The organism is Streptomyces sp. NPDC006296 (assembly GCF_040613235.1).
In the GTDB taxonomy this organism is placed as follows: Bacteria; Actinomycetota; Actinomycetes; order Streptomycetales; family Streptomycetaceae; genus Streptomyces.
In genome coordinates this window covers 1-2988 of the sequence record NZ_JBEXRT010000090.1, presented here as the reverse complement: position 1 = coordinate 2988, position 2988 = coordinate 1, and the positions used below count along the sequence as shown (strand labels likewise).

Sequence of the window (2988 nt, the reverse complement as noted above, 5' to 3'; positions counted from 1 at the left end):
CGGTGGCCTACGTCGCGGTGCGCACCCGCAGCCGCCTCTCCTCGCTCGCCTTCCGCACCTTCCTGCTCGGCGTGGCGATCCCGGCGCACCCGGCCGCCGCCGCTTGATGTGCAACGAGTTGCATAGAACGATCGGGGCATGGCGCTCGAACACGCGATCCTCGTCTCCCTGCTGGAACGACCCGGCTCGGGCTACGAGCTGGCCCGGCGCTTCGAGCGCTCCATCGGCTACTTCTGGACCGCCACCCACCAGCAGATCTACCGCGTCCTCAAGCGCATGGAGAGCGACGGCCTGCTCGACGTCCGCGACGTCCCGCAGGAACGCCGGCCCGACAAGAAGGAGTACTCGGTCGCCGGCCCCGGCCGGACCGCCCTCTCCGGCTGGCTGCACCGGCCGATCGAACCCGAGAGCCTCCGCCACGACCTCGCCGTGAAGATCCGGGGCGTCGCCTTCGACGATCCCGCCGCGCTGATCCAGGAGGTCGAGCGGCACCACCGCGCCCACAGCGACCGGCTCGCGCACTACCTCGCCGGGGAGCAGCGCGACTTCACCGGCCCGGACGCCCCGGCACCGCTCGACGCCGGCCGGGAACTCCAGCACGTCGTGCTGCGCGGGGGCATCGCGTACGAGCGCATGACCGTCGCCTGGCTCGACGACGTGCTCACCACCCTCCACCGGCTGGGCACGACCGCCCGGCCCAGCTGAACCGTCCCGTGAACTCCCGCCCGCACACCCCCGGAAGGCGTACCGCCATGGCCGACCCGCTGCTGTTCCACCCGCGTGCCTACGACCCCGCACACTTCGACGCCGAGACCCGCAGGCTGCTGCGCGCCACCGTCGACTGGTTCGAGGACCGGGGCAAGCGCCGGATCATCGAGGACTACCGGTCCCGCGCCTGGCTGGACGACTTCCTCGCGTTCTCCGCGAAGGAGGGCCTGTTCGCCACCTTCCTCACCCCCGCCGCGGCCGCCGGCCGGGAGGACCAGCGCTGGGACACCGCCCGCATCGCCGCGCTCAACGAGATCCTCGGGTTCTACGGACTCGACTACTGGTACGCCTGGCAGGTGACCATCCTCGGTCTCGGCCCGGTCTGGCAGAGCGACAACACCGCCGCCCGCGAGCGCGCGGCGGACCTCCTCGACCGGGGCGAGGTGTTCGCCTTCGGCCTGTCGGAGAAGGCGCACGGCGCCGACATCTACTCCACCGACATGCTCCTGACCCCGGACGGCGACGGCGGCTTCCTGGCCACCGGCTCCAAGTACTACATAGGCAACGGCAACGCCGCCGGCCTCGTCTCCGTCTTCGGCCGCCGCACGGACGTCGAGGGCCCGGAGGGATACGTCTTCTTCGCCGCGGACAGCCGCCACCCCGCCTACCACCTGGTCCAGAACGTCGTCGACTCCTCCAAGTACGTCAGCGAGTTCCGCCTCGACCGCTGTCCGGTCGGCCCCGACGACATCCTGCACACCGGCCGCGCCGCCTTCGACGCCGCCCTCAACACCGTCAACGTGGGCAAGTTCAACCTCTGCACCGCCTCGATCGGCATCTGCGAGCACGCGATGTACGAGGCCGTCACCCACGCGCACCGCCGCGTCCTCTACGGCCGTCCCGTGACCGCCTTCCCGCACGTGCGCCGGGAGCTCGCCGACGCCTACGTCCGGCTCGTCGGCATGAAGCTGTTCAGCGACCGCGCCGTCGACTACTTCCGCTCCGCCGGGCCCGACGACCGCAGGTACCTGCTGTTCAACCCGATGACGAAGATGAAGGTGACCACCGAGGGCGAGAAGGTCGTCGACCTGCTCTGGGACGTCATCGCCGCCAAGGGGTTCGAGAAGGACACCTACTTCGCCCAGGCCGCCGTCGAGATCCGCAGCCTCCCGAAGCTGGAGGGCACGGTCCACGTCAACCTCGCCCTCATCCTGAAGTTCCTCCGCAACCACCTGCTGGAACCCGCCGCATACGCGCCCGTGGAGACCCGGCTGGACGCCGCCGACGACGCGTTCCTCTTCCGGCAGGGACCGGCCCGCGGCCTCGGCTCCGTACGCTTCCACGACTGGCGCCCCGCCTTCGACGCGTACGCCGCGGTCCCGAACGCCGCCCGCTTCCGGGAACAGGCCGACGCACTGTGCGACTTCACCGCCCGCCTCGCGCCCGACGAACGGCAGAGCCGCGACCTCGACTTCCTGCTGTCCGTCGGCCAGCTCTTCGCCCTGGTCGTCCACGGCCAGCTGATCCTGGAGCAGGCCCGGCTGACCGGCCTCGACGAGGACGTGCTCGACGAACTGTTCGCCGTGCTCGTCCGCGACTTCTCCGCGCACGCCGTCGAACTGCACGGCAAGGAGTCCGCGACCGCCGGACAGCAGGACTGGGCCCTCGCCGCGGTGCGCCGCCCCGTCGTCGACGAGGCCCGTGCGGCCCGGGTGTGGGAGCGCGTCGAGGCGCTCGCGGGGGCGTACGAGATGTCCGCCTGACGCCGACCGGGTTTCGGGCCGGGCCGGCCCGCATCGCCCGCGCGCACGGGGGCATATGGAAGGTCCGGCAGCCGCACGCGGCGGGCTGCCAGGAGGAGGAGGTGACCATGGAAACGGTCTGGGCGGGTCCGGCACTTGCGGGCGGCACCCTGGGGGACGACGTCATCGGCTACGACGTGGAGGCTTCGGACGGGGGCGTGGGCACCGTCGTCAGGCTCTCGCCGGTCCCGGGATTCGACCACCTGGTGATCGACGCGGGGGTCTGGAAGTTCGGGAGAAGCGTCGTCGTGCCCGCGGGCATGGTGACCGGCGTCGACCACGCCGCACGCTCCGTCACGGTGGGGTGCACCAAGGACCAGATCAAGGACGCCCCGCGCTTCGAGCGTGATCAGGACACCGGGGACGTGCTCTACCTGAGCCGGCTCGGTGCGTACTACGAATCGCTGACGGCCGGCGGGGAATGACCGGAGGCGCGGGGGGGCGCGGGGGGGCCCGGGGGGGGGGGGGCGGGGGCGGG

General features: G+C 71.8%; 3 protein-coding genes and 1 pseudogene. All 4 read left to right on the top strand.

Going from position 1 to position 2988, the window contains the following annotated elements; genetic code table 11:
• Positions 1 to 86: pseudogene (locus ABZ172_RS30030) on the top strand (carbohydrate ABC transporter permease); the annotation flags it as partial.
• A 52-nt stretch (positions 87 to 138) separates the two neighbouring features.
• A complete protein-coding gene (locus ABZ172_RS30025; RefSeq protein WP_356888509.1) occupies positions 139 to 705 on the top strand; it encodes a PadR family transcriptional regulator in 567 nt (188 codons plus the stop codon).
• 47 nt (positions 706 to 752) lie between these two features.
• Complete coding sequence (locus ABZ172_RS30020) at positions 753 to 2471, top strand: acyl-CoA dehydrogenase family protein (RefSeq protein ID WP_356888507.1); 1719 nt, start codon at positions 753 to 755, stop codon at positions 2469 to 2471.
• Between the two features lie 107 nt (positions 2472 to 2578).
• Entirely contained in the window at positions 2579 to 2935 is a 357-nt protein-coding gene (locus ABZ172_RS30015; RefSeq protein WP_356888505.1) for a hypothetical protein, read from the top strand.
• Positions 2936 to 2988: the final 53 nt, after the last annotated feature.